The organism is Bradyrhizobium sp. WD16 (genome assembly GCF_024181725.1).
Taxonomy (GTDB): Bacteria; Pseudomonadota; Alphaproteobacteria; order Rhizobiales; family Xanthobacteraceae; genus Bradyrhizobium_A.
Map to the genome: position 1 here is coordinate 5,813,145 of NZ_CP028908.1, position 23,826 is coordinate 5,836,970.

General features: G+C 67.4%; 21 protein-coding genes. 12 read left to right on the top strand and 9 right to left on the bottom strand.

The genetic code is table 11. The annotated features are described in order from the left end of the window. Positions 1 to 135: 135 nt before the first annotated feature. Together DB459_RS26750 and DB459_RS26755 are read left to right on the top strand one after the other, a co-directional pair. On the top strand, positions 136 to 1,644 hold the full coding sequence (locus tag DB459_RS26750) for a M81 family metallopeptidase (RefSeq protein ID WP_253710326.1): 1,509 nt from the start codon (positions 136 to 138) through the stop codon (positions 1,642 to 1,644). A 41-nt stretch (positions 1,645 to 1,685) separates the two neighbouring features. Next, positions 1,686 to 2,855, top strand: a complete 1,170-nt coding sequence (locus tag DB459_RS26755; protein ID WP_253710328.1) for a M20 aminoacylase family protein — start codon at positions 1,686 to 1,688, stop codon at positions 2,853 to 2,855. A 376-nt stretch (positions 2,856 to 3,231) separates the two neighbouring features. Here DB459_RS26755 and DB459_RS26760 read toward each other — a convergent pair whose 3' ends face one another. Genes DB459_RS26760 through DB459_RS26770 form a run of 3 tightly spaced genes read right to left on the bottom strand, consistent with a single transcriptional unit; the run spans position 3,232 to position 8,247 of the window. Next, a complete protein-coding gene (locus DB459_RS26760) occupies positions 3,232 to 6,312 on the bottom strand; it encodes a multidrug efflux RND transporter permease subunit (RefSeq protein ID WP_253710330.1) in 3,081 nt (1,026 codons plus the stop codon). A 19-nt stretch (positions 6,313 to 6,331) separates the two neighbouring features. After that, complete coding sequence (locus DB459_RS26765) at positions 6,332 to 7,528, bottom strand: efflux RND transporter periplasmic adaptor subunit (RefSeq protein WP_253710332.1); 1,197 nt, start codon at positions 7,526 to 7,528, stop codon at positions 6,332 to 6,334. Then, the gene (locus DB459_RS26770; protein WP_253710335.1) at positions 7,525 to 8,247 is read right to left on the bottom strand and encodes a TetR/AcrR family transcriptional regulator; all 723 of its coding nucleotides are present in this window, start codon (positions 8,245 to 8,247) and stop codon (positions 7,525 to 7,527) included. Before DB459_RS26770 ends, DB459_RS26765 begins: the two co-directional genes overlap by 4 nt. A 235-nt stretch (positions 8,248 to 8,482) precedes the next feature. On the opposite strand from DB459_RS26770, the gene DB459_RS26775 reads away from it, so the two are divergent. After that, a complete protein-coding gene (locus DB459_RS26775) occupies positions 8,483 to 9,670 on the top strand; it encodes an alanine--glyoxylate aminotransferase family protein (RefSeq protein ID WP_253710337.1) in 1,188 nt (395 codons plus the stop codon). Positions 9,671 to 10,124: 454 nt separating this feature from the next. On the opposite strand, the gene DB459_RS26780 is transcribed toward DB459_RS26775, so the two are convergent. The 4 genes from DB459_RS26780 to DB459_RS26795 all read right to left on the bottom strand — a co-directional run bounded on the left by DB459_RS26780 (position 10,125) and on the right by DB459_RS26795 (position 13,167). Next, positions 10,125 to 10,424 carry a hypothetical protein gene (locus tag DB459_RS26780; protein WP_253710339.1) on the bottom strand — a complete coding sequence of 100 codons (300 nt, stop codon included), beginning with the start codon at positions 10,422 to 10,424 and terminating at the stop codon, positions 10,125 to 10,127. 359 nt (positions 10,425 to 10,783) lie between these two features. Further along, complete coding sequence (locus DB459_RS26785) at positions 10,784 to 11,248, bottom strand: hypothetical protein (protein ID WP_253710341.1); 465 nt, start codon at positions 11,246 to 11,248, stop codon at positions 10,784 to 10,786. Positions 11,249 to 11,761: 513 nt separating this feature from the next. Next, positions 11,762 to 12,553, bottom strand: a complete 792-nt coding sequence (locus DB459_RS26790) for an enoyl-CoA hydratase/isomerase (protein WP_253710344.1) — start codon at positions 12,551 to 12,553, stop codon at positions 11,762 to 11,764. A gap of 155 nt (positions 12,554 to 12,708) precedes the next feature. Beyond that, the gene (locus DB459_RS26795) at positions 12,709 to 13,167 is read right to left on the bottom strand and encodes an Lrp/AsnC family transcriptional regulator (protein WP_253710346.1); all 459 of its coding nucleotides are present in this window, start codon (positions 13,165 to 13,167) and stop codon (positions 12,709 to 12,711) included. Between the two features lie 61 nt (positions 13,168 to 13,228). Here DB459_RS26795 and DB459_RS26800 point away from each other — a divergent pair, with 61 nt between their 5' ends. Beyond that, a complete protein-coding gene (locus DB459_RS26800) occupies positions 13,229 to 15,742 on the top strand; it encodes an SDR family oxidoreductase (protein WP_256519239.1) in 2,514 nt (837 codons plus the stop codon). Positions 15,743 to 16,059: 317 nt separating this feature from the next. Here DB459_RS26800 and DB459_RS26805 read toward each other — a convergent pair whose 3' ends face one another. Next, positions 16,060 to 16,389, bottom strand: coding sequence for an antibiotic biosynthesis monooxygenase (locus tag DB459_RS26805; RefSeq protein ID WP_253710350.1), 330 nt, complete (start codon positions 16,387 to 16,389; stop codon positions 16,060 to 16,062). A gap of 74 nt (positions 16,390 to 16,463) precedes the next feature. Next, a complete protein-coding gene (locus DB459_RS26810; RefSeq protein ID WP_253710352.1) occupies positions 16,464 to 17,852 on the bottom strand; it encodes a PLP-dependent aminotransferase family protein in 1,389 nt (462 codons plus the stop codon). Here DB459_RS26810 and DB459_RS26815 point away from each other — a divergent pair. The 8 genes from DB459_RS26815 to DB459_RS26850 all read left to right on the top strand — a co-directional run bounded on the left by DB459_RS26815 (position 17,851) and on the right by DB459_RS26850 (position 23,825). After that, a complete protein-coding gene (locus tag DB459_RS26815; protein ID WP_253710355.1) occupies positions 17,851 to 18,138 on the top strand; it encodes a hypothetical protein in 288 nt (95 codons plus the stop codon). The genes DB459_RS26810 and DB459_RS26815 overlap by 2 nt on opposite strands. A gap of 73 nt (positions 18,139 to 18,211) precedes the next feature. Continuing rightward, positions 18,212 to 18,694 (top strand): MSMEG_0572/Sll0783 family nitrogen starvation response protein, encoded by a 483-nt coding sequence (locus DB459_RS26820; RefSeq protein ID WP_253710358.1) that lies wholly within the window; start codon positions 18,212 to 18,214, stop codon positions 18,692 to 18,694. A 26-nt stretch (positions 18,695 to 18,720) separates the two neighbouring features. Beyond that, on the top strand, positions 18,721 to 19,782 hold the full coding sequence (locus DB459_RS26825; protein ID WP_253710360.1) for a Nit6803 family nitrilase: 1,062 nt from the start codon (positions 18,721 to 18,723) through the stop codon (positions 19,780 to 19,782). Then, the gene (locus DB459_RS26830; protein ID WP_253710362.1) at positions 19,691 to 20,827 is read left to right on the top strand and encodes an MSMEG_0568 family radical SAM protein; all 1,137 of its coding nucleotides are present in this window, start codon (positions 19,691 to 19,693) and stop codon (positions 20,825 to 20,827) included. The genes DB459_RS26825 and DB459_RS26830 overlap by 92 nt, the downstream gene beginning before the upstream one ends. Beyond that, a complete protein-coding gene (locus tag DB459_RS26835) occupies positions 20,824 to 21,372 on the top strand; it encodes an MSMEG_0567/Sll0786 family nitrogen starvation N-acetyltransferase (RefSeq protein ID WP_253710364.1) in 549 nt (182 codons plus the stop codon). The genes DB459_RS26830 and DB459_RS26835 overlap by 4 nt, the downstream gene beginning before the upstream one ends. A gap of 2 nt (positions 21,373 to 21,374) precedes the next feature. Continuing rightward, entirely contained in the window at positions 21,375 to 22,388 is a 1,014-nt protein-coding gene (locus tag DB459_RS26840; protein ID WP_253710367.1) for a sll0787 family AIR synthase-like protein, read from the top strand. Next, complete coding sequence (locus DB459_RS26845; protein ID WP_253710369.1) at positions 22,385 to 23,545, top strand: MSMEG_0565 family glycosyltransferase; 1,161 nt, start codon at positions 22,385 to 22,387, stop codon at positions 23,543 to 23,545. The genes DB459_RS26840 and DB459_RS26845 overlap by 4 nt, the downstream gene beginning before the upstream one ends. Further along, a complete protein-coding gene (locus DB459_RS26850) occupies positions 23,538 to 23,825 on the top strand; it encodes an MSMEG_0570 family nitrogen starvation response protein (protein WP_253710371.1) in 288 nt (95 codons plus the stop codon). The genes DB459_RS26845 and DB459_RS26850 overlap by 8 nt, the downstream gene beginning before the upstream one ends. Position 23,826: the final 1 nt, after the last annotated feature.

The window sequence follows — 23,826 nt, forward strand, 5'->3', positions numbered from 1 at the left end:
GGTCATGCCGTAACACGCCTTCCTTCGGTGCTGCCGAGATGCGAGCCTGACGCCTCTTCAAGGATGAACGGTCCGAGCACTTCAGCTGACGTAGAGAGCGTTCAAGACGATCAAGAACAAGGCCAGCATCACACCATGACCGCATTCCGCATCGCCATCGGCGGCTTTCTCCACGAGACCAACACCTTCGCCCCGACCAAAGCCAGCTACGAAGGCTTCGTGCATGGCGGCGGCTGGCCGGCGATGGCGAGCGGCGAAGCGGTGCTCGCGCGGATCCGCAACATCAATGTCGGCGCCGCGGGCTTCATCGACGAGGCCGAGGCGCGCGGCTGGCAACTGATCCCGACCCTGTGGTGCGCCGCGAGTCCCTCGGCCCATGTGCGCGAGGACGCCTATGAGCGCATCGCCGGCGAGATTGTCGGCGGCATCGCCGCCGCCGGCCGGATCGACGCCGTCTATCTCGACCTGCACGGCGCCATGGTGGCCGAACATCTCGACGACGGCGAGGGCGAGGTGATCGCGCGCGTGCGGCGACTGATCGGCCCCGACGTGCCGCTGGTCGTCAGCCTCGATCTTCACGCCAATGTCACGCCGAGAATGGTGACCGAGGCCGACGCGCTGATCGCCTACCGCACCTATCCCCATGTCGACATGGCGGACACCGGCCGCGCCGCGGCGCGGCACCTCGCCTTGCTGCTCGGCACCGGGCGCCGCTTCGCCAAGGCGTTCCGGCAGCTGCCCTTCCTGATTCCGATCAGCTGGCAATGCACCATGATCGAGCCATGCCGCTCGATCTATCAGCGCCTCGCCGCGCTGGAGAGCGAGGCGGTGCCGACGCTGTCGTTCGCGCCCGGATTTCCCGCCGCGGATTTTCCCGACTGCGCTCCGGCGGTGGTGGCCTATGGCGCCACCCAGGCCGATGCCGATCGCGCCGCCGATCAGGTCTACACTCTCGTCGCTGATGCCGAGAACGCCTTCGACGGCCGCATCTTCGATCCTGACGAGGGAGTCCGCCATGCCATGATGCTGGCGGCTCGGGCCACCAGGCCGGTGGTCATCGCCGACACCCAGGACAATCCGGGCGCCGGCGGCGATTCCGACACCACCGGCATGCTGCGAGCCCTGCTGCGCAACGGCGCGACCCGCGCTGCGATCGGCGTCGTCGTCGACCCCGAGGCGGCGAAACTCGCCCATCAGGCCGGTGCCGGCGCCACCGTGCGGCTCGCGCTCGGCGGCAAGTCGGGCATTCCCGGCGACGCGCCGCTGGAGGAGACCTTCACGGTGGAAACCCTGTCCGACGGCTGCTTCATCGCACCCGGCCCCTATTTCGGCGGCGGCGAAATGAATCTCGGGCCGTCGGCCTGTCTGCGCATCGGCGATGTCCGCGTCGTGGTCGGCTCGCGCAAGGCGCAGCTCGCCGACCAGGCGATGTTCCGCTTCGTCGGCATCGAGCCGACCGAGCAGGCCATTCTCGTCAACAAGTCGTCGGTGCATTTCCGCGCCGATTTCGAGCCGATCGCGGAGACCATCATCGTCTGCGCCGCGCCGGGGCCGATGCCGGCGGACACCGCCGCGCTGCCGTGGACGCGTCTGAAGCCGGGCATCCGCGTCCGGCCGAACGGGCCGCCCTTCTCCGGCCACTGAGTCCTCTCACCCCCTTCTGTCTCTCATCTGGATCCTTTCCCATGGCCACCATCGACCGCATCGAAAGCTTCGCCGACGAACTGACCGCGATCCGCCGCGACATCCACGCCCATCCCGAGATCGGCTTCGAGGAGCACCGCACGTCGGGCATCGTCGCCGACAAGCTCGCGGCCTGGGGCGTCGAGGTCCATCGCGGCGTCGGCGGCACCGGCGTCGTCGGCGTGCTCAAGGGCAAGAGCGACGGCACGAGGCGGATCGGCCTGCGCGCCGACATGGACGCGCTGCCGATGGACGAGAACACCAACCTGCCGTGGCGCTCGACCGTCCCCGGCCGCTTCCACGGCTGCGGCCATGACGGCCACACCACGATGCTGCTCGGCGCCGCGCGCTATCTCGCCGAGACCCGCGATTTCGCCGGCACCGCCGTCTTCATCTTCCAGCCGGCGGAGGAAGGCCTCGGCGGCGCCCGCGCCATGCTCGCCGATGGCCTGTTCGAACGCTTTCCCTGCGACGAGATCTACGGCCTGCACAACTCCCCCGACCTCGAGCCCAACCAGGTCACGATCTTTCCGGGGCCGAGCATGGCGGGCGCCGACTTCTTCGACATCACCATCCACGGCTACGGCAGCCACGGCGCCATGCCGGACCGCGCCAAGGACCCGGTGGTGATCGCGATCGCTCTCGGCCAGGCGCTGCAGACCATCGTCAGCCGCAACGTCAATCCGCTGCAGTCGGTGGTGCTGTCGATCACCCAGATCCATGCCGGCTCGGCCTACAACGTCATTCCCGGCGAGGCGAGGCTCGCCGGCACGGTGCGGGCCTTCTCCGACGACGTCCGCAAACTGGTGCGCGAGCGCATGCGAGCCATCGCGGCCGGGATCGCGGCAGCGTTCGATGTCGAGATCGAGGTCGACATCCGCGACCTGTTCTCGGTGCTGGTCAACCACGAGGAGCATGCGGACGCCGTCGCCGCGGTGGCGCGCGAAGTCGTCGGCGCCGACAAGGTTTCCACGGCGACGCTGCCGAAGATGGGCAGCGAGGATTTCGCCGACATGCTGCAGGCGGTGCCCGGAGCCTATTTCTGGATCGGCCACGAAGGCAAGGTGCCGCTGCACAATCCCGGCTACGTGCTCGACGACGGCATCCTGCCCGTCGGCGCCAGCCTCTATTCGCGCATCGTCGAGACGCGGCTGCCGCTGGGAAAATCGTAAACGGGCGGCGCGTCCCTCATAACAAGAGCCCCTCACCCGGATCGCTTGCGCGATCCGACCTCTCCCCGCAAGCGGCTCTCAGATTCACGCATTCGGGTGGCGACCGAGGCGCCCTGACCTTCATTCTCGTCATGGCCGGGCTTGTCACCGGAAGTCGGATGTTTCCGACTTCCGGCACGAGAAAAAGAACGCGATCCGGCCAGAGCCGGATCGCCATGCCATCCACGTCTTTCAGGTCGAGAGTCCCCAAAGTCGTGGATGCCCGGCGCAAGGCCGGGCATGACGATAGAAAGGCCGAAAGAGTGGCCGCTTTCTCGCCTGCGGATCAGATCTGTGAATCTGATAGCCGCATGGCGGGGAGAGGTGAAGAACCCGCTCAGGTCGGCTTGAGCTCGAACTTGGCGACGTCGCGGGCGCGCTCGGAATTGGCCTGGGCGCGGTGATCGGTGGCGATCGCCGAATAGACGGCCGGCAGCACGAACAGCGTGAACAGCGTGCCGATCGACATGCCGGCGACCACCACGAGGCCGATGGAGAAGCGGCTCGCGGCGCCCGCGCCATGGGCCGTCAGCAGCGGCAGCAGGCCCGCCACCATGGCGGCCGTGGTCATCAGGATCGGCCGCAGCCGCACCCGCGCCGCCATCTCGATGGCCGAGCGGCGGTCGAGTCCCTCCTTGAGCTGGAGCTCGTTGGCGAACTCCACCATCAGGATGCCGTGCTTGCTGATCAGCCCGACCAGGGTGAGCAGGCCGACCTCGCTGTAGATGTTGAGCGTCGCCATCCCGAAAAACAGCGGAATCAGCGCGCCGCTGATCGCCATGGGCACGCTGATCAGGATGACGAGCGGATCCCTGATGCTCTCGAACTGGGCGGCGAGCACCAGGAAGATGATGATCACCGCGAATCCGAACGCCACCACGATCTGGTTGCCTTCCTGAACATACTGCCGCGAGTCGGCGAGGAAGTCGTGGTTGAAGCCGGCCGGCAGCTGCTTGGCCTGGTTCTCCAGGAACTCGACCGCCGTTCCCATGGTCACGCCCGGCATCGCCACCGCCGAGAAGGTGGCGGAGTTGAGCTGGTTGTAATGGGTCAGCGCGTTCGGGTCGGTCGCCGTCTCGATCGAAACCAGCGTCGCCAACGGGACCTGCGAGCCGCCCGGCGCCGGAACGTAGTAATTGTCCAGCATCTCCGGCGACAACCGCTTGTCGCGCGGCACCTGCGGGATCACCTGATAGGAACGGCCCTCCAGATTGAAGCGGTTGATGTAGTTGCCGCCCAGCATCACGGCGAGCGTGTTGCCGATCTGCTGCATGGTGATCCCGAGCTCGTTGGCCTTGGCGCGGTCGATCTTCACCCGCACCACCGGCTGGTTGAAGTCGAGGTCGCTGTCGGACACGATGAACAATCCGCTCTTGCGCGCGGCGTCCTTGAGCTTCTGCATCTGCTCATAGACGGTGCGGAAGCTCTGGGTGCTGTTGATCACCATCTGGATCGGCAGGCCGCCCGGACCGCCGGGCAGCGCCGGCAGGTTGAAGGCGAAGGCGCTGACGCCCTCGATCTTGCTGAGCTCGTTCTGCACCTCCTGCTTCATGGCGGTGGAGGAGCGCTTGCGCTCGTCCCACGGCTTGAGGATCATGCCGGCGATGCCCTGGCTGGGCGTCGGCGTGCCGTTGATGACGAAGCGCAGATCGGTCTCGGGGAACTTGGCGAAGGCGGCATCCAGCCGTTTGCCGTAATAATTCAGGTAGTCGATATTGGCGTATTTCGGCGCCTTGGTGATCGAGAACAGGATGCCCTGGTCTTCCTCGGGCGCCAGCTCCTTGTTGGTATTGAGGAACATGAAACCGACGAGACCGAGGATCGTCGCCGCGAACAGCGCGGTGATCGGCCGATAGTCCAGCGAGCGGTCGAGCTGCCGGCCGTACCAGCGCGTCACCGACTGGAAGATGCCATCGACGAGCCGCGCGAAACGCCCCTGTTCGACATGGGTGAGCAGCACCGAGCACATCATCGGCGACAGCGTCAGGGCGATCACCCCCGACACGATCACCGAGCCCGCCAGGGTGAAGGCGAACTCCTTGAACAGCGCGCCGGTGACGCCACCGAGGAAGCCGATCGGCGCGTAGACGGCCGCCAGCGTGATGGTCATGGAGATGACCGGCCCGACGATCTCGCGGGCGCCTTGCAACGAGGCCTGGACGGGCGACTTGCCCTCCTCCAGATGTCGATGGATGTTCTCCACCACCACGATGGCGTCGTCGACCACGAGTCCGATGGCCAGCACCATGGCCAGCAGGGTCAGCAGATTGATACTGAATCCGAGCGAGGTCATGAAGATGCAGACGCCGACCAGCGACAGCGGGATGGTGACGACCGGGATGATCACCGACCGGAACGAGGCCAGGAACAGGAAGATCACCACGACGACGATGCCGACGGCTTCGATCAGCGTCTTCTCGACCTCGTCGATCGAGGACTGGATGAACTTGGTCGAGTCATAGGCCACCGTCATCTTCATCGACGGCGGCAGGTTGCGCTGGAGTTCGGGAAACAGCGCGCGCACGCCCTTGACGATGTTGAGCGGATTGCCCTGCGGCGTCGACTGCACGCCGATGAAGATGGCCTGCTGGCCGTTCATCGCCACGCTGGCGTCGGTGCTCTGGGCGGCGAGTTCGACCGTGGCGATGTCCTCGATCCGCACCAAGGCGCCGTCCTTCGCCTTGACGGTCATGCGCTTGAACTGGTCGAGATTGGTCAGGTCGGTATTGGTGGAGACGTTGCTGACGGTAAGGTAGCCCTTGGTCTGGCCGGCGGCCGCCTGGAAGTTGTTGGCCTGGATCGCCGCCGCGAGGTCCGCCGACGACACGCCGCGGCCGGCCATCCGCACCGGATCGAGCCAGATGCGCATGGCGAAGGTCTGGCCGCCGAGGATGTCGGCGGAGGCGACGCCGTCAACCGTGGACAGGATCGGCTGCACCACGCGCGTCAGATAGTCGGAGATCGCCGAGCCGCCGAGTTCGTCGCTGGCGAAGCCGATATACATCACCGCCGTGGTCTGGCCGGTGGATTTCAGGATCACCGGGTCGTTGGCTTCCTTCGGGATCAGGTACTTCACCGAATTGACCTTCGACAGCACTTCGGTGAGCGCCGCATTGGGGTCGGAATTCAGCTTGATGAAGACCTGGATCGTGCTGGTGCCCTGCACCGAGGACGACGTCATGTAGTCGACGCCCTCGGCCGAGGCCACCGCCTGCTCGATGGGCGTCGTAATGAAGCCCTGCATCAGGTCCGGCGAGGCGCCGGGATAGGCGGTCGTGATGGTCACGACCGTGTTGGACAGCTTGGGATATTGCCGGATCGGCAGCTTGAAGGCGGCCTGGAGGCCGATCAGCAGGATCAGCGCGCTGACCACGACCGACAGCACGGGCCGCTTGATGAAGATATCGGTAAACGACATGCGTTGACTCCCCTGCCGCTCAGTAGCGCGGCGGGTTGGCGGGGATCGGCGGCGGCGGTTCGGACGAGATCGCGACCGCGGCGCCGGACTGGAGCTTGAGCTGGCCGACGGCCGCAACGCGGTCGCCCGCCTTGAGCCCGGTCAGGATGACGGTGCGGCCGTTGACGCGGTCACCGGTGCGCACGAAGGTGCGATCGGCGGTCAGCGTCGTCGCGCCCTTGTCGTCCTTGGCTTCCTTGATGAGGAACACCGAGTCGCCATACAGCGTGTAGTCGACCGCCGTTTCCGGCACCGTCACCACCGCCGGCTCCGGCGGCAGCACCACCGTGGTGGAGGCGAACATGCCGGGCTTGAGGCTGTGGTCCGCATTGTCGATCGTCGCCTGCACCTTGATGTTGCGCGTGTCCGAATTGATCTGCGGCTCGATCGTGGTGATCTTGCCCTCGAACGTCCGGTTCGGAAAGGTGTCGACCTTGACGCGCACGGTCTGGCCCACCGCGATCACCGCGCGCTGCTTCTCCGGCAAGGTGAAGTTCAGGAACACCTTGGACAGGTCGGTGAGCGAGACGATCTTGCTGCCGGCGCCGAGGAACTGGCCGACCTCGACGAGACGAACGCCGAGATCGCCGCCGAACGGCGCCTTCACCAGCTTCTGAGAAATGATCGCCTCGGTCTTGGCGATCGCCGCATTGGCCTGATCATAGGACGCCTGCGTCTGGTCGACCGTCGCCTGCGGCCCGAACTGGCGCGACGCCAGCGACTTGGCGCGCTCCAGCGCCAGCTGGGCGGCGGTGGCCTGAGCCTTGTAGCTCAACAAATCGGCCTGATCAGGCTCGTCAAAGATCTGCAGCAGCGGATCGCCGGCATTCACATGCGCGCCCGCCTCGAACAGGATCTTGGTGACGCGGCCGGCGACGTCGTTGCTGATATCGACCTGATGCACGGCGGCGAGATCGCCGATGCCGTAAAGCAGGTTCGGGACCACCTCGGACGTCGCCTCGGCGACCGACACCGCGACCGGCGGCGGCTTCATGCTGGCGAAGAACTTGGCGATCATCATGTTGCGGAAGGCATTGAAGCCCCACAAGCCGCCGGCGAGCACCACCAGCAACAGGCCGACGATGATGAACCAGCGCCGCATACGCACCGGGCGGGCGTGCGGCTTTTCGTCGATGCTCTTGGCCGAGATGGGAGCCTGGGTCGATGAGATGCTCATGGCTGTGCGCTTTCGGAAACAAAGGACTTGGCGGTCTCGGCAACCTGTAATGGCTCCGGGAAATACGTCGCGATTGCGTGCTCTTTGAGGCCCATTCCGCGGAGCAGGAACTCGCTGACCTGCAGCTCCAGGCCGTGAATATCACCAAAGGCCAGGGTTGCGGGCCGCGGGATATACGACAGGGCGATCATTTGAATCAACTGGTGAGCGAACCAGAACAGATTCATCCGGGGGCCCGGCAGCGGCGACGCGTCACCGTCGGCGATCGCGCGCTGCAGGGAGGCGGTGAAGATCGGCTCGATGATGGCGCCGACCTTGGCATGCAGCAGGCGGGCGAACTCGCCATCCTCGAGATGGCTGGACACCAGCAGCTTGATTCGCTGGATCTCCTCCTCGTCCGGACGCTCCACCACCGCCTCGAGAAAGTGGCGGACCATGTCGTGGACGGCTCGGACCAGCGTCGCGGTGGACGGCTCCAGCGCCTGCAGCCGCTGCAACTCCGGATCGGCCTCGCAGGCCTCCCGCAGAATCTCGGCGTAGAGCGCCGACTTGCTGGGGAAGTGCTTGAACAGCAGCGCCTCGGAGATGCCGGCGGCGGCGGCGACGCTGCGCGTCGTCGTCCCGGCGAAGCCGTGGCGGGCAAAGCAGGCCCGCGCGGCGGCCACAATGGCCTCGCGGCGGGCTTCGTTGGTCAGGCGGACGGGGCGCGTCGGACGCATGGTGCGCTAAGTAAGCGCTTACTTAGAAAAATCAAGAAATATCTCGCAACTGCGAAGGCGTCCGCAAGGAGCGAGCGGCGGTATAATAATACCAGCGATCGAGGCAGTCCTCGCGCGAGCCTTGGTCCTTCGCTGCTCTCACTGCACACCGGGCAAGCGCTGATCCGCCTCGCCTTTGCAACGGCATCGCAGTAAGCGGAGGAGCTGACGGATTCCAGATGAGGAGAACGATCCGATGGTGCTACGTGCGGGCCGCGAATTCCTGGCCATTCCCGGCCCGACCACGATGCCCGACGAGGTGCTCGCGGCAATGCATCGCCCGGCCATGGACATCTACGCCGGCGAGCTGATCGCGATCACCGACAGCCTGCTCGCCGATCTGTCCAGGCTGTTCCGTACCGCCGGCCGCTCCTACATCTATATCGCCAACGGCCACGGCGCCTGGGAGGCCGCGCTTACCAATGTGCTCTCCCGCGGCGACAAGATCCTGGTGCTGGAGAGCGGCCGCTTCGCCGTCGGCTGGGGCGAGGCCGCCGCCAGGCTCGGCGTCGAGGTCGAGATCCTGCCCGGCAGCTGGAGCCGCGCGGTGCGCCCCGAAGCGGTGGAAGCCCGGCTGAAGCAGGACAGCGGCAGCCGCATCAAGGCGGTGCTGGCGGTGCAGGTCGACACCGCATCGGGGGTCGTCAACGACATAGCCGCCATCGGCCAGGCGATCCGCGCCGCCGGTCACGACGCGCTGTTCATGGTCGATGCGGTCGCCTCGCTCGGCTGCATGCCGTTCGCGATGGACGACTGGCGCATCGATGTGGCGATGTCCGCCTCGCAGAAGGGCCTGATGACGCCGCCCGGCATCGGCCTCGTCGCCGCCGGACCGCGCGCCCGCGACGTCCATCTCAAGGCCGATCTGCGCACGCCCTATTGGGACTGGACCGCCCGCGAAGGCGAAGAGCACTACATGAAGTATTCCGGCACGCCGCCGGTGCACCTGCTCTACGCCTTGCGCAAGGCGCTCGACATGCTGTTCGCCGAAGGCGCCGAGAACACCTTCCGCCGCCATCGCCTGCTGGCCGAGGCGGTGCGCCAGGCGGTGAGCGTCTGGGCCGAACGCGAACGCCTCGCCTTCAACATCACCGCGCCCGGCGAGCGCTCCGACACCGTGACCACGGTGCTGGTGCACGGCACGCCCTCGGCCGACGATCTGAAGGATTTCTGCCGCGACACCTGCGGCGTCGTGCTCGGCAACGGCATCGGCGCCCTCTCCGGCCACGCCTTCCGCATCGCCCATATGGGCCACATCAACGCGCCGATGGTGCTCGGCACGCTCGGCGTCACCGAGGTCGGCCTCAACGTCCTGCGGATTCCGCACGGCACCGGCGGCGTGCAGGCGGCGACCGCCTATCTCGGCGACAGCCTGCGCGCTTGACCCTCTCGCCGGCGGGTCGATGGGGGCGTGACGACCATCGACGCCGTCCGCCGAAACTTTCGGCGCCGCATTTTTTTTTGCGTGGCCGTCTGGTCACGCCGCAGAACACCGAAGCTCACACATCTCCGCTTCTCGGTCGAGCGCGGATGGACAACCTCCTGCAAGCCCGCAACTAACGCCCACAACGGGTGTCCCGCCTCCGACCTTCGTCAGCTCCCACGGCTGCATTAACCGGCTCACCAACGCGTATGCGAAGACGGTCCGCGGCCACCGAGGGGACACAATGATGCAGTGATGTCGATGCGAATCAATTCAGATTCGCAACTCGGAAAGGGAAGTCAAATGGGAAAGAACGAGAAGACCGGCGATAAGACGGGGCAAATCGCTTCCAAGGGACTCCGTGATCCAGCCTCCTTGTCCAAGTCGCAGATCAAGACCTTGGCCGCTTCCGCACTCACGCAGCGGCCAGACCACAAGTCGAAGCCGTCGACGAAGAAATAAGCGACACGATCTTCAGCACAGAGGCCGTCGGGATCGTCATCAGTCCCGACGCCTGATCCCATTCGTCATCGCCGTTGCTTGCACCCAAGTTCGGCGCAAGCACTTTTGCATTTTCATCGTCTTGAACGAGAAAGCCCACAGACACGCACTTGTGGGCGCGGCGGCTGCCAATTTCGGATAGCCATTGCCAGCTCGGGATCGGCTGGCCGCTATCGACCCATTCGATCAGTACGAGTTGAGGACGAATTTGCATGGATCGAATCTCGCTGCGTCGTGGTTAGCAGGTTCTTAGCTTCGCGCCCCGTTCGTGTCCGTATTGATTTTTGGGTGTCCAACTCAGGACAGCAGCCCTCGGCGCGACGAAGAACAGACCGAAGGCGGCGGCGGCGAAGCTGATTTCCGCGCGGATGAAGACCATCGCAAGACACGATTGCCGCGATACGCAATGCAGCGAGGCAGGCACACGACCTGTCATTTCGCCGAAGTGACGCGGCCCGGATCGACCTCGGGCTGCTCGCGAGGATCGTCTCGGCCCAGCCCAGCGCCCCAGGCGAGCGCCTCGCCTCCCGGCCCCGCCCCGGAGAGTGCCGGCGAGACGCTGCCCCCTTTCCCTCAATCGCGCGACGGCAGGCCGCGGGTCTTGCCGTCGATCGCCTTCATCAGCTCGCGCAGGCCGTCGCCGACGTGATGCACGGCGGCCAAGTCGAGGCGGTCGCCGTAGAGCTTGGGCAGCGCCTTCGAGAGCAGCCAGCGACGGGTCTCGAGCCGCAGCCGCGAGCGCGCGACATTCACGCGATCGGGCACCAGCACGTTCCCGCCTTCGCGCACGACATGGTCGTTGCTGGAATCGTCGGCGATCTCGAGGAGTTCGTCGGCCATGAGGTGATAGCCGATCTCGCGGGCGCGGCGGTAGCGCCCGGCGAAGCCGTCGACATCGGCAATCATCCATTTGATGATCGTCGACGGATCCGGCATGCCGGCATCTCGGCAGACGGCGCGCAGGGTGCGGCCCTTGGCGAGTTCGTCGCAGACGCGCTCGCTTACCGCGGCACGGTCGTAAAGCGGGACAAAGGTCATGGCGAAGCCTCCTGGCTGTGGGCATGAAAAAACCCGCTGCCGGGATCGGAAGCGGGGTCAGGACTGATCAGCGAATGAAGTGGGACGCCGGCGGCGTGCACTCGTGCACCTGGTGCGGCGGATCCGACGCTCGTTTCAGCATTGCAGCGAGTGCTCGCCGCAAAGGGATACGAACGTTGGAAACGGGACACTAGCAAAATCAAAAAGCTAGTGTGGCTTATGTCTCGCAATTGCCTACGAGAGGCTTGCCGCAAAGGCGGTCGGCAATTGCGAGACGCCACACTAGTGTCCCGTCTCCGAATTACCGCTACGTTTGCCTCGCACTCGCACGGTCATTCGGAGACATAGGGACACTAGCAAAATCAAAAAGCTAGTGTGGCTTATATCTCGCAATTGCCTACGAGAGGCTTGCCGCAAAGGCGGTAGGCAATTGCGAGACGCCACACTAGCGACGATGACCAATTCGGCGTTACCGGTCAAACAGAATGGCGCGGTGGTGGAAAAACCGACGCCTCATCGCCCGGTAAACTTCGCCGGACGCTTCTCGAGGAACGCGCTGACGCCCTCGCGGAAGTCCTCGGCGGCGCCGGCCTGCTGCTGATACTGGCGCTCGAGATCGAGCTGCTGCTCGTAGGAGTTCTCCTCGCTCTGCCAATAGAGCTTGCGGATCAGCGACAGCGCGATGGTCGGCCCGGCGGCGAGATCGCGGGCGAGCGTCATGGTCTCGTCGATCAGCGCGGCATCGTCATGGACGCGGTTGATCAGGCCCCAATCGAGCGCGGTCTGCGCCGGCAGCCGCTCGCCGAGCAGCGACAATTCCAGCGCGCGGGCGCGGCCGACGAGGCGCGGCAGCAGCCAGGTCGAGCCGCAATCCGGCACCAGGCCGATGCGGCGGAAGGCCTGCAGGAAATAGGACGAGCGCGCCGCCAGCACGATGTCGCCCATCAGCGCGATGCTCATGCCCGCACCGGCCGCCGGGCCGTTCACCGCCGTGATCAGCGGACAATGCAGGTTGCGCAGCCGGCGCAGGAAGGGATGAAAGGCGGTCTCGAGCGTGACGCCGGCGTTGCTGCGCGAGCCGGCCTCCATGTTGCGGCCCTGGAGATTGGCGCCGGTGCAGAAGGCGCGGCCGGCGCCGGTGATGACGGCGCAGCGCACCTCGGCGCGGCGATCCTCGATGGCGTCGAGCGCCTCGCCGAGCCCCTGCAGCATGTCGACGGAGATCGCGTTCATGACCTCCTGGTGGTCGAGGCGAATGACCGCGACCGCGCCGTCGAACGTCAGGGTGACGTGCTTGAACTGCATAATCGTCCTCTTTGATTTTCCGCGTCGCGGGCGGCGTTTCCTCGTCGATGTGGCCGCATCATCTGGCGTTCGCGCGGCGCTGTCCATGCCCTGCGCAATGTCGATGCAGCGTGCAGACGCAAGACGGCGGCGAATGATCAGCGGAGTGCCGCAACTCACAGCGGCAGCATGGTGGTGTATTTGAGCTGGCGCAGGGCGAAGTCGGACTGGGCCGAGGCGACCTTGGGATGCGCCAGCAGGCGGTGCATCAGGAAGTCCTCATAGGCCGCGACATCGGCGGCGCGGATGATCAGCACGTAGTCGTGCGGCCCGGTGACCGAGAAGCATTCCAGCACATTGGGCTGATCGGCGATGAAGCGCTCGAACGCCTCGCGCGATTCGGTGCTGTGGTCGCGCAGATTGGCATGGACGAAGACGCAGACCCCGAGGCCGAGGCGCGAGGGATCGAGCAGCGTCACCCGCGAGGAGATCAGACCGCTGGCCTCGAACTCCTGAAGCCGCCGCCACACCGTGGACTGCGACATGGCGAGGCGCTCGGCGAGGTCCTTGAGCGACAGCGTCGCATCGCGCTGGATTTCCCGCAGCAGCCGGCGGTCGGCATCGGACAGGGTCATTGAAAAAGTCTAGTTCAGAAATAATGTTGCGTGAACGGAAATCGTCAGCGATCCCGGGAGCTTGGAACCGGGTCGGCCGATCTCCCGACGGCGCGGTGGCGGCGGCCTTCGCCGCCGCGGCCCTGCACGGCAGCGCCGGAATGGGCGCCTATGCGCCGCCAAAAGCGCGGTGATGCGCCTGACCGAGGCGCTTGCCGCCGAGCTCGGACCGCATGGCATCAACGTCAATTGCGTGCTGCCCGGTGTCATCGACACGCCGCCCAACCGCGCCGCCATGCCAAAGGCCGATCCTGCGACATGGGTGCGGCCGGAGGACCTCGCCGCGGTGGTCAGGTTCCTGGCCTCGGACGAGGCCGGCGCCGTCCACGGCGGGCTGCTGCCGGTGACCGGCCGGCGCGGATCGAGGGTTGCGGTAGATCGATCCCCGGGCGGCGCCGCCGTGGCTTCTCCGGCGGCCCGACAGCATGTAGAGAATCGTCGCATGAACGCGCCCCCCCGCCTGGCCATCCGCCACTCCACCTGCCCGCACGACTGCCCCTCGACCTGCGCCCTCGACGTCGAGGTGATCGACGGGGCGACCATCGGCCGGGTGCGCGGTTCCAAACTGCAGAGCTACACGGCGGGCGTGGTCTGCGCCAAGGTGGCGCGCTATGCCGAGCGCATCCATCATCCCGACCGGCTGCTTCATCCGCTGCGGCGCATCGGGCCCAAGGGCTCGGGCCGGTTCGCGCAAGTGAGCTGGGACGAGGCGCTGGACGAGATCGCCGAGCGCTTCAACGCGGCCGAGCGCGAATTCGGCGCCGAGTCGGTGTGGCCCTATTACTATGCCGGCACCATGGGCCACGTGATGCGCGACGGCATCAATCGCCTCGCCCACGTGAAGAAGTATTCGCGCTTCTACAGCACGATCTGCTCGACCATCGCCTGGGCCGGCTATGCCGCCGGCACCGGCAAGGTCGCCGGCGTCGATCCGCGCGAAATGGCGAAGTCCGACCTGATCGTGATCTGGGGCACCAATCCGGTGTCGACCCAGGTCAATGTCATGACCCACGCGACGCGGGCGCGAAAGGATCGCGGCGCGCGCATCGCCGCCGTCGACATCTACGACAACGACACCATGAAGCAGGCCGATATCAGGATCATCCTGCGGCCCGGCACCGACGGCGCCTTCGCCTGCGGCGTCATGCATGTGCTGTTCCGCGACGGCTATGCCGACCGTGGCTATCTCGCCCGCTATACCGACTGCCCGGACGAACTCGAGGCGCATCTGAAGAGCCGCACGCCGGACTGGGCGGCGGCGATCTGCGGCGTGCCGGCCGCCGAGATCGAGGCCTTCGCCCGCGAAGTCGGCGAGACCCGGCGCACGTTCTTCCGCCTCGGCTTCGGCTTCACCCGCAGCCGCAACGGCGCGGCGCAGATGCACGCGGCGCTGTGCATCCCGGCGGTGACCGGCGCCTGGCAACATGAAGGCGGCGGCGCCTTCTTCAACAACGGCGCGATCTGGAAGCTGAACAAGGCGCTGATCGAAGGCAGCGAGACCATCGACGGCACCGTGCGGCAGCTCGACCAGTCGAAGATCGGCCGCATCCTCACCGGCGACGCGCAGGCGCTGCAGGGCGGGCCGCCGGTCAAGGCGATGCTGATCCAGAACACCAATCCGGTGAATGTCGCGCCCGAACAGGCGCTGGTGAAGCGCGGCTTCGCCCGCGACGACCTGTTCGTCGCCGTGCACGAGCAGTTCATGACCGAGACGGCGCAGATGGCCGACCTCGTGCTGCCGGCGACCATGTTCATGGAGCACGACGATATCTACACCGGCAGCGGCCAGCAGCATCTCTCGCTCGGGCCGAAGCTGATCGAGCCGCCGGGCGAGTGCCGCTCCAACCACGAGCTGCTGCAGGCGCTGGCGCCGCGCGTCGGCGCGGAGCACCGCGCCTTCAAGCTGACGCCGCGCCAGATCATCGACGAGACGCTGAAGGCCAGCGGCCATGGCGACCTCGAGAGTTTCGAGGCCGAGGTGTGGCGCGACCTGCAGCCCGACTTCCGCACCTCGCACTTCCTCGACGGCTTCGGCCACGCCGACGGCAAGTTCCACTTCAAGGCGGACTGGGCCAGGGTGCCGGTGCCGCGCAACATCGCCCTCGGGCCGTGGCAGGACATGCCCGCCCTGCCCGACCACTGGGCGGTGATCGAGACCGCCGACGCGCGCCACCCGTTCCGCCTCGCCACCAGCCCGTCGCGCAGCTTCCTCAACAGCACCTTTGCCGAGACGCCGTCGTCGAAGGCGCGCGAGGGGACGCCGTCGGTGATGATGCACCAGGACGACGCCCGCGCGCTCGGCCTCGCCGACGGCGAAGCGGTGACGCTGGGCAATGACCGCGGCGAGACCACGCTGCGGCTCGTGGTGGTCGAGGGCGTGCGACGCGGCGTGCTGATCGCCGAGTCGATCCACCCCAACCACGCCCATGCCGGCGGCAACGGCATCAACGTGCTGACCGGCGCCGACGCCGTGGCGCCGTACGGCGGCGCCGCGTTTCACGACAACAAGGTGTGGGTGAAGAAGGCGACTCTCTGAGGCTGCGCGCGGCGCAGGTTTCGGGGCCCCTCACCCGGATCGCCGACGCGATCCGACCTCTCCCCGCTGACGCGGCTCTCGTATTCACACATCTGATTCGCAATAAAGCGGCTAATCTCTCAGCCTTTCCATCGTCATGCCCGCGCTCGTCGCGGGCATCCACGTCTTCACGACGCTGCAGCAAGCAAGTCGTGGATGGCCGGGACAAGCCCGGCCATGACGACAGTGGAGCGCAGAGCGCATGTTTTCACTCCGTCGTCGCCGCCCTGATGTGTGAATCCGAGAGCCGCTGACGCGGGGCGAGGTGAAGAAAGCGCTCAGGCGCCCGCCTTGCGCTCGGTCTGGATCACGTCGAAGCCCTCGAAGCGCGGATGGCCGACATAGAGGCTCTCCCCGGTGGCGTTGCCGGCGCGGGCATGCGCCGCCCTGAAATGCTCCGAGCGCGTCCAGTCCTCGAAGGCGGCGCGGCTCGTCCACAGGCTATGACTGGCATAGAGCCGGTGATCCTCCGCCTCCGGCCCCTTCAGCAGGTTGAATTCGATGAAGCCTTCGACCTCGCCGAGATAGCTCTCGCGCGTCGCCCACAGCTGCTCGAACGCCGCCTCCGCGCCCTTCTTCACCTGAAACCTGTTCATTGCGATAAACATCGACGTCGTCTCCTCGAACCGCACCGTGCTGCACCCGGACGGCATGTTGTCGCACGAAGCCCGGACCGAGGATATCAGAGAAACGCCGACGCCAGCGCCGGCGGCTGCTCGAGCGCATGGGCGGCATATTCCAGCGCGCTCCTGATCGCGGCCCGGCCGGTCGGGCCGCCGAGACACAGCCGCACCGCTTCGGGCGGCGGCCCGCCGACGACGAAGGCATCGCTGGCGACGACGCCGATGCCGCTGGCGCGCATGTGCTCGACGAAAGCGGTGCGGGTCCAGGACGGCGGCATCGACACCCAGATGTTGAAGCTGAGCGGATCGCCGCGATAGGAGCCGCCGGGCAGGATCTCGGCGGCGAGCTTCTGGCGCGCGCCGGTCTCGGCGCGGATGAAGCGCAGCAACGTGTCGGCGGTGCCGTCCTCGATCCAGCGTGTCGCCAGGGCGACGGTCAAGGGCGAGGCCATCACCGTCGCCGAACGCAGCGCCGAGGCGAACGGCCAGGCCGAGCGCGTGTCCGGCACCACCACATAGGCGGCGCGCAAGCCGGCACCGATGCATTTGGCGAGCCCGGCGACATGCCAGGTCAGGTCCGGCGCGATCGCGGCGAACGGAGCATGGCCGTGGCCGTGCTCCGGAATGAAGCCGTAGGCGTCGTCCTCGACGATCGGCAGCTTGAAGCGGCGCGCGATCGCGACGATGTCGCGGCGGCGCTGGTCGGGAATGGTCAGGGTCGTCGGGTTCTGCAAGGTCGGATTGAGATAGATCGCCTTGGGCTTGAGCTTCTTGCAGGCGTCGGTCAGCGCCTGCGGTTCGATGCCGTCGCCGTCCATCGGCAGGCCGACCAGCGCGATGCCGAGCTGCGCCGCGATCGAGCGGATGCCGGGATAGGTGACGGCCTCGCACAGCACGGTGTCGCCCGGACGGGCGAGAATGGTGAGAATGCCGAGCAGCGCCGGATGGGCGCCCGGCGAGACGAAGATGCGCTCCTGCGCCGGCACCAGCGCGCGGCGGCCGAGCCAGCTCGACGCGGCGTCGCGATCGGCCCCGGTGCCGCCGAAGCCCTGGTAGCGCAGCAGCGCGACGATATCGCGCGAGACGTGATCGAACCCCGCCTGCATTCGCGCGATCAGTTCCGGATCGTCGGGTTCCGGCGGCAGGTTCATCGACAGGTCGACCGGGCGCGGCGGCAGCGCGGCGAGAACCCGGCGCGGCCGCGGCTTGTCGCGCACGAAGGTGCCCTGCCCGACCTTGGATTCGATCAGCCCGCGCTTGCCGGCCTCGACATAGCCGCGCGCCACCGTGGTGAAATCGAGATCGAGCCGTTTGGCGAGCTTGCGCTGCGGCGGCAGGCGGTCGCCGACGACGAGCCGTCCGGCGGCGATGTCGTCGGCGATGGCGTCGGCAATCGCGAGATAGCGCGGCTTGTCGCTCAGCGACAGATCCGGACGCCAGTCGGCCATGGCTGGGACCCTGTTTTCGAAGTTGCATCACGGCGATACGGCGATGGAGCGGGCACGGCGTCCAGTCAATCCGCGAATTGACTGGACCTTACGGCGCGGGCTCCGGACCTCACGAAACATGACAGATTGTCGGCGCGACCGCCTGCTCATTTGCATGGCGTTCTGCCTAGACTTTGCAGGCAATGGTTTTGCGGACGCCGTGGCAATTCTGCCGCAGCCGGTCAAGTTTCCATTCAAGATTGAATGGATATTTGAATGCAAATTGACTGCTGTGCTGCACCGTTAGGCAGACGCCGTGCTGGCATGGCCGTTGCAATATCCTTCCTGTCCGCGAGACGGATTCAGCGAAGGAGCACACGATGCCCGCAGTCACCATGCCTGCCCGCCAGAAGGGTGATTTTCTGGTCGATTATGAGGAGAAGGTTTTCGAAGACGTCAAAGCCAAGCCGGGCGAAAAGGCACTGGTGACGTTCCACACCGTCGCCTTCGAAGGCTCGATCGGTTTCGTCAACATGCTGCAGGCGACGCGGCTGATGCGCAAAGGCTTCGAGACCTCGATCCTGCTCTACGGTCCCGGCGTCACGCTGGGCGTGCAGCGCGGCTTTCCCAAGATCGGCGACGAGGCCTTCCCGGGCCATCAGAACTTCAACAACACGCTGGTCAAATTCATGGCCGAGGGCGGCAAGGTCTATGCCTGCCGGTTCGCACTGCAGGCGCTCTACGGTCACGGCGAGCCGTCGCTGATTCCGGGCATCCGCCCGATCAATCCGCTCGACGTGCTCGATCTCATCCTGCTGCACCGCCAGGACAACGCCTTCATGCTGAACACCTGGACGCTGTGAGCGGCGCGGGCGGACGGGAGACAGGCATGTCAGGCCAACACAGGGTTCGAGCCGCCGCGGTGCAGATCGCGCCGGACCTCGACAGCGCCACGGGAACGCTCGACAAGGTCCTCGCCGCATTGGCGGAAGCGGCCGGCAAGGGCGTGCAGGTCGCGGTTTTTCCGGAAACCATCCTGCCCTGGTATCCCTACTTTTCCTTCGTCCGCCCGCCGCTCATGAGCGGCGCCGATCACATCCGCCTCTACGACCATGCCGTCACCGTGCCCGGCCCGGTGACCGAGGCGGTGAGCGCGGCGGCGCGGCGCCATCGCATGGTGGTGGTGCTCGGCGTCAACGAGCGCGACCACGGCTCGCTCTACAATGCCCAGCTGGTGTTCGACGCCGACGGCAGCATCCGCCTCAAGCGGCGCAAGATCACGCCCACGTTCCACGAGCGCATGATCTGGGGCCAGGGCGACGGCGCCGGATTGAAGGTGGTGGACACCGCGGTCGGCCGCATCGGCGCGCTGGCCTGCTGGGAGCACTACAATCCCCTCGCCCGCTACGCCCTGATGACGCAGCACGAGGAGATCCACGCCGCGCAGTTTCCCGGCTCCCTCGTCGGCCAGATCTTCGCCGACCAGATCGAGGTGACGATCCGCCACCATGCCCTCGAGAGCGGCTGCTTCGTCGTCAACGCCACCGGCTGGCTCAGCGAGGAGCAGATCGCGGCGATCTCGCCCGACGAAGGACCGCGCCGCGGCCTGCGCGGCGGCTGCATGACGGCGATCGTCTCGCCGGAAGGCAATCACGTGGTGCCGCCGCTGACATCCGGCGAGGGCCTGCTCGTCGCCGACCTCGACATGGCCCTGATCGTCAAGCGCAAACGCATGATGGACAGCGTCGGCCATTACGCCCGCCCCGAACTGTTGTCGCTGCTGATCGACGACAAGCCGGCGCGGACCGTGCACAGCGCCGCCCCCCAGCCCGTCACCATTGCCCAGGGAGAGACATCCCATGAAGCCGCTGACCTCGCACGACCTGCCGACGGCGATGCCGACCGAGCGCCTGATCAACGAATTGCAGTCCAGCGGCGTGAGGCTCGCTGACCCGAAATCGGGCGCGACCAGCCGGCGCGGCGGCGCCGGTCCTTCCGACCACGCCCCGATCACCATCGACGGCATGACCGTGATGGTGCCGATCCACAATGCGCCGGCCTTCGACAGCCCCTATACGATCGACCGGCCCGATGCCTCCGGCGCGAGCCGCGTCAGGCGCGACGGCGTCGAGCTCGGCACGGTCTCCTTCCCGCCGCGGCCGCGCTTCTACGAGCTCTCGACCGCCGACGGCATTCCCTATTCCAAGATCGCGACGCTGCACGGCCGCGACGTGCTCGCCACCACGGTGCTGCAGACCTGCATCCGCTACGAGAGCCGGACCAAGAGCTGCCGCTTCTGCGCCATCGGCCAGTCGCTGGCGGCGGGCCGCACCATCGCCCGCAAGACCCCGGCCCAGCTCGCCGAGGTGGCGCGCGCCGCGGTCGAGCTCGACGGCGTCAAACACATGGTGCTGACCACCGGCACGCCGCCCGGCGCCGACCGCGGCGCCGCCGTGCTCGCCGACAGCGCCGCCGCGATCAAGGCCGCCGTCGACCTGCCGATCCAGGGCCAGTGCGAGCCGCCGGACGACGACGCCTGGTTCGCGCGGATGAAGGCGGCCGGCATCGATGCGCTCGGCATGCATCTCGAGGCCGTCACCGAAGAGGTGCGGCGGCAGGTGATGCCCGGCAAGGCGCAGGTGCCGCTCGCCCGCTACATGGCGGCGTTCAGGGCCGCGGTGCCGGTGTTCGGCCGCAACCAGGTCTCGACCTATATCCTCGCCGGGCTCGGCGATCGCACCGAGGACATTCTCGGGGTCTGCGAACAGCTCGTCGAGATCGGGGTCTATCCCTTCGTCGTGCCCTTCGTGCCGATCGCCGGCACGCCGCTGGAAAGCCATCCCTCGCCGTCGCCCGACGTCATGCACGGCCTGCTCGCCAGGCTGGCGCAGATGCTGGGCAAGGCCGATCTGCGCGCCACCGACATCAAGGCCGGCTGCGGCCGCTGCGGCGCCTGCTCGGCGCTTGCGACTTACGAACGCGGAGCGCGGCGATGATGTTCGAACCGGTCCCGCAGTTCATCGCGCCGGGCTTCCAGATCAAGTTCGCCACGGACGACTGGGAGCGCAAGGCGGCCGCGGCGCTGCGCCGCCAAGTGTTCTGCGGCGAGCAGAGGATCTTCGACGGCGACGATCGCGACGCCGTCGACGAGGTCGCCGTTCCCCTCGTCGCCGTGTCGCTGCTCGGGGTGGCGAGCGGCGACGTCGTCGGCACCGTCCGCATCCATCGCGACGAGGGCGAGCGCGACACCTGGTGGGGCTCGCGCCTCGCGGTCGAGCGCTCCTATCGCAAGGTGGCCGGCATCGGCGCCGGGCTGATCCGCCTCGCGGTGAGTTCGGCGCATGGCCGCGGCTGCCACCGCTTCCTTGCCCACGTGCAGAGCCAGAACGCGCTGCTGTTCCAGCATCTGCACTGGCGCTCGCTCGGCGAATGCGACCTCCATGGCCGGCCCCATCACCGCATGGAAGCCGACCTCGCCCATTATCCGCCCTTCATGACGCCGGAGACCGGCTTCATGTCGCTGGCACGACTGGCGGCCTGACCATGGCGACAGCGGCGCTGCGCAATTGCGATCCCGATCCCGATCTCGCCACGCTGGCCGAGCGCCTGCGCCAAGGCGGTGGCCTCAACGCCAAGCGCGAGATCGCCGCGGTGGCGCGCGCCCTCGGCCTGCCCGGCACGCAGGCGATCGCGGTCGGCGACGACTGCGCGGCGATTCCCGACGGCGACGCCTATACGCTGTTCGCCATCGAAGGCTTCATGAGCGAGTTCGTCGCCGCCGATCCATGGTTCGCCGGCTGGTGCGGCGTGATGGTCAACATCTCCGACATCGCCGCCATGGGCGGCCGCCCGCTGGCGGTGGTGAACGCATTGTGGGCCGACGGCATCAGTGGCGCGACACCGCTGCTGGAGGGACTTGCCGCCGCCGCCCGCAGCTTCGACGTGCCGGTGGTCGGCGGCCACAGCAATCTGCGCGGGGCGAGCGGCCAGCTCGCCGTCGCCATCCTCGGCCGGGCGCAGCGCCTGCTGACGAGCTTCGATGCGAGGCCCGGCGACACCCTGGTCGCAGCCATCGACCTGCGCGGCCGCTATCGTCCGCCGTTCCTCAACTTCGACGCGGCGACGCTGGCCCCGCCGCGCCGGTTGCGCGGCGACATCGAGCTGTTGCCGGCCATCGCCGAGGCCGGCCTCGCCACCGCCGCCAAGGACATCAGCCAGGCCGGTGTCGTCGGCACCGCCGCGATGCTCGCCGAGTGCTCGCGGGTCGCCATCGACATCGATCCCGCCGCGGTTCCCCGCCCTGCCGGGGTTGCGCTCGACCGCTGGCTGATGAGCTTTCCGAGCTTCGGCTATCTGTTGTCGGTGCCGCCCGCATCCACCGCCGCGGTGGTGGCGCGCTTTGCCGCGCGCGACATCGCCGCCGCGGCCATCGGCACCGTCGGCGACGGAACGCAGGTCGCCATCACCGACGGGACGCATCGCGAAGTCATCTGGGATTTCGCCGCCGGGCCCCTGATCGGCTGCGCGCCGCAGCCGACCGCGGAGGGCCGCCCATGACCGCGCATCCGCTCCGCGTCGCCATTCTCACCCATTCGACCAATGCCCGCGGCGGCGTCGTTCATGCCCTCGAACTCGCCCAGGCGCTGGAGCGGCTGGGGCATCAGGCCGTGGTCCATGCGCCCGATCCGAGCGGCGCCGGATTCACCCATCACTCGAGGGCGCGCACCGTCTCCATCCCGGCGGGACCGGCGCCGGCGGATCTCGCCGCCATGGTCGAGCGGCGCGCCGCCGACTACGTCGCCTGGTTCGATGCAGCGCGCTGCCGCGGCTTCGACGTCTTCCATGCCCAGGACGGCATTTCCGGCAATGCGCTGGCGACGCTGAAGGACCGCGGCCTGATCCCCGGCTTCGCCCGCACCGTCCATCACCTCGACGACTTCGCCGATCCGCGGCTTCAGGCGCTGCAGCACCGCTCGATCGCCGCCGCCGATCGCCGTCTCGTCGTCAGCAGGACGTGGTGCGAGCGCATCGCGGCCGATTACGGCGGCGTGCCGGCGATCGTCGGCAACGGTGTCGACACGCTGCGCTTTGCGCCGCGGGCGCGCAGCGGCGACGCCAGCTTGCGCCGACGCCTCTCCTTGCGCGAAGGGCCGGTGCTGCTCAGCGTCGGCGGCATCGAGGAGCGCAAGAATTCGCTCGCCATTCTCGACGCTTTCCGGCAGCTGCACGCGGTGCGACCGGCGGCGCAACTCGTCATCGCCGGCGGCGCCAGCGTGCTCGACCATCACGCCTACCAGATCGAATTCAGGGACCGTCTCGCCGCCGCCGGCGTGCCGCCGAACAGCGTCGTCGTCACCGGCGTCATCGCCGATGCGGACATGCCCGCGCTCTATCGCCAGGCCGACGCCCTCGTCTTCGCCTCGCTGCGCGAGGGCTTCGGCCTTGCGGTGATCGAGGCCATGGCGAGCGGGGTTCCGGTCGTCGTCCCGCACATGGCGCCGTTCACCGAATATCTCACCGGCGACGATGCGGTCTGGTGCGACCCGACGAATGCCGGATCGATCGCCGATGCCATGGCCATGGCGCTCGCCGAGCCGTTGCGCTCGCGGCTCGCCGTCGCCGGCATGATGGTCGCGCACCGCCACGGCTGGCTCGCGGTGGCGAGGGCTCACATGGCGGCCTATGCCGCGCTCGCGGAGATGCAGCATGCCTGAAATGCGCTTTCACATCCGCTGGCCCGACGGCTTTGAGGAGGCGTGCTATTCGCCGTCGCTGGTGGTGCGCGAGCATCTCACCGTCGGCGAGAGCTATCCGCTGGCGGATTTCATCGAGCGCTGCCGCACCGCGCTCTCCATCGCCAGCGAGCGGGTGCGTGCCAGATACGGCGTGCCGTGCAGCCGGGCGCTCGGCCAGCTCGCCTCCCTCGAGGCCAAGGCGCTGCGCCTCAAGGACCATCCCGGCGGCGATGTCGCCGTCCTCGCCTTCGAAGAGTAAA

Bases quoted from the DNA above. Each gene is read 5' to 3' on its own strand.
- DB459_RS26765 (WP_253710332.1), bottom strand. From the start codon at position 7,528: ATGAGCATCTCATCGACCCAGGCTCCCATCTCGGCCAAGAGCATCGAC.
- DB459_RS26810 (WP_253710352.1), bottom strand. From the start codon at position 17,852: ATGGCCGACTGGCGTCCGGATCTGTCGCTGAGCGACAAGCCGCGCTAT.
- DB459_RS26805 (WP_253710350.1), bottom strand. From the start codon at position 16,389: ATGTTTATCGCAATGAACAGGTTTCAGGTGAAGAAGGGCGCGGAGGCG.
- DB459_RS26795 (WP_253710346.1), bottom strand. From the start codon at position 13,167: ATGACCCTGTCCGATGCCGACCGCCGGCTGCTGCGGGAAATCCAGCGC.
- DB459_RS26830 (WP_253710362.1), top strand. From the start codon at position 19,691: ATGAAGCCGCTGACCTCGCACGACCTGCCGACGGCGATGCCGACCGAG.
- DB459_RS26760 (WP_253710330.1), bottom strand. From the start codon at position 6,312: ATGTCGTTTACCGATATCTTCATCAAGCGGCCCGTGCTGTCGGTCGTG.
- DB459_RS26840 (WP_253710367.1), top strand. From the start codon at position 21,375: ATGGCGACAGCGGCGCTGCGCAATTGCGATCCCGATCCCGATCTCGCC.
- DB459_RS26755 (WP_253710328.1), top strand. From the start codon at position 1,686: ATGGCCACCATCGACCGCATCGAAAGCTTCGCCGACGAACTGACCGCG.
- DB459_RS26820 (WP_253710358.1), top strand. From the start codon at position 18,212: ATGCCCGCAGTCACCATGCCTGCCCGCCAGAAGGGTGATTTTCTGGTC.
- DB459_RS26845 (WP_253710369.1), top strand. From the start codon at position 22,385: ATGACCGCGCATCCGCTCCGCGTCGCCATTCTCACCCATTCGACCAAT.
- DB459_RS26850 (WP_253710371.1), top strand. From the start codon at position 23,538: ATGCCTGAAATGCGCTTTCACATCCGCTGGCCCGACGGCTTTGAGGAG.
- DB459_RS26750 (WP_253710326.1), top strand. From the start codon at position 136: ATGACCGCATTCCGCATCGCCATCGGCGGCTTTCTCCACGAGACCAAC.
- DB459_RS26825 (WP_253710360.1), top strand. From the start codon at position 18,721: ATGTCAGGCCAACACAGGGTTCGAGCCGCCGCGGTGCAGATCGCGCCG.
- DB459_RS26770 (WP_253710335.1), bottom strand. From the start codon at position 8,247: ATGCGTCCGACGCGCCCCGTCCGCCTGACCAACGAAGCCCGCCGCGAG.
- DB459_RS26790 (WP_253710344.1), bottom strand. From the start codon at position 12,553: ATGCAGTTCAAGCACGTCACCCTGACGTTCGACGGCGCGGTCGCGGTC.
- DB459_RS26785 (WP_253710341.1), bottom strand. From the start codon at position 11,248: ATGACCTTTGTCCCGCTTTACGACCGTGCCGCGGTAAGCGAGCGCGTC.
- DB459_RS26780 (WP_253710339.1), bottom strand. From the start codon at position 10,424: ATGCAAATTCGTCCTCAACTCGTACTGATCGAATGGGTCGATAGCGGC.
- DB459_RS26775 (WP_253710337.1), top strand. From the start codon at position 8,483: ATGGTGCTACGTGCGGGCCGCGAATTCCTGGCCATTCCCGGCCCGACC.
- DB459_RS26815 (WP_253710355.1), top strand. From the start codon at position 17,851: ATGGCTGGGACCCTGTTTTCGAAGTTGCATCACGGCGATACGGCGATG.
- DB459_RS26835 (WP_253710364.1), top strand. From the start codon at position 20,824: ATGATGTTCGAACCGGTCCCGCAGTTCATCGCGCCGGGCTTCCAGATC.